The sequence below is a fragment of the Carnobacterium sp. genome (genome assembly GCF_032094055.1).
In the GTDB taxonomy this organism is placed as follows: Bacteria; Bacillota; Bacilli; order Lactobacillales; family Carnobacteriaceae; genus Carnobacterium_A.
In genome coordinates, this window is sequence record NZ_DAMDAK010000140.1 from 1 (window position 1) to 1194 (window position 1194).

General features: G+C 39.9%; 1 protein-coding gene. It reads right to left on the minus strand.

Going from position 1 to position 1194, the window contains the following annotated elements; all coding sequences use genetic code 11:
* Nucleotides 1–157: 157 nt before the first annotated feature.
* Nucleotides 158–1194: glycosyl hydrolase family 28-related protein (locus RT405_RS13350; protein WP_313470356.1), on the minus strand; the 1037-nt coding region annotated here is incomplete at its 5' end.

A 1194-nucleotide genomic window follows, 5' to 3' on the forward strand; every position in this document is an offset into this window, starting at 1 on the left:
GTTTTGAGACACGTTCTTCGGCTCAAAAAGGTTCCATGGCTTTCCACAAGCAATCTCGTAGTCCGGATGAAATTTTCTTACAAGCGCTAGAAAATGAAGAACAAAAAAAGAAACTCACTGGTTTGATTTTAGTGAGTTCCTTTTTAAATCAGACGGTCTAGGATTCAGTCACTCTAACTACACCTGTTGTTTTCGAAATTCGAATAGCTTTATCGGCTTCATTGTAATTCTTTAACTGAACATTTTTTGTAACAACTTCTCCTGCACGATATTGAACAGAGATAGCTATAGTATCAGGAGCTGTGGGCAATTGTGCTTCCGCCACAAACTGATTGATTACTACTTTTTGATAAGCTGAGATAACTAAAGCTCTTGGTGTAGAGGCTGTATAAAGAGCCGTATATTGTGGATAATAAGCAGCTAGATAGGTTCCGCGAATACCAAAGGCTGATTGAGATGCTGCATCAGTCAAACTATGGTGCCCAATGTGTCTAAAATTATAAGACCGGTTGTCGTGATAAGAATAATGCCCGATAATTTGTGTATCTGAAGCAGCTGAACTTGTTTCATGGGCTTTGATTTCAATTCCGCCAAAACAATAAGCAGTGAGATTATTGGTCAATGTAACATGCTGAGATCCATCATCCACCTCGATACCATTTGAATTTGATTGGCCTTTTTTATGTGCACGACCGGATGGATGATGTAAAAAGCTGTTTGAAATCAGAATGTTATCACTATGGTGTGTTGTAATACCATCATCGCCAAAACCAGAAGCTTCTACTTGATCGACCCAAATGTAGCGACTGCCCAAACGTGCACGTTTGCCATCACCAAAATAATTATAAAAAGCTGAAGTAACGTCAACACCATGAAGACCTGGATTTTTAACGATGATATCCCGGACAAGAGCATACTGGACATGGGCTAGTGTAAGCCCACTTGAACTTGTTCCGCCTGAGGCACTTCTTTCAGCTTCAGAAAACCGTTGGATATTCCAATCTAAACACAAACCTTCTATCCGCAGAAAATGGTTGCCTTTCAAATAACTTAAATTGGTGATCAATTGCTCTCTTTTTGGTGCAGAATCATGTAACACTAAAGTAGTCGTTCCTGACCCGCTGCCAATCAACTCTGTATACGAAGGGAGTTTGATTCCTCTTGTTTGATAAATTCCTGGTGGGATGATGACTC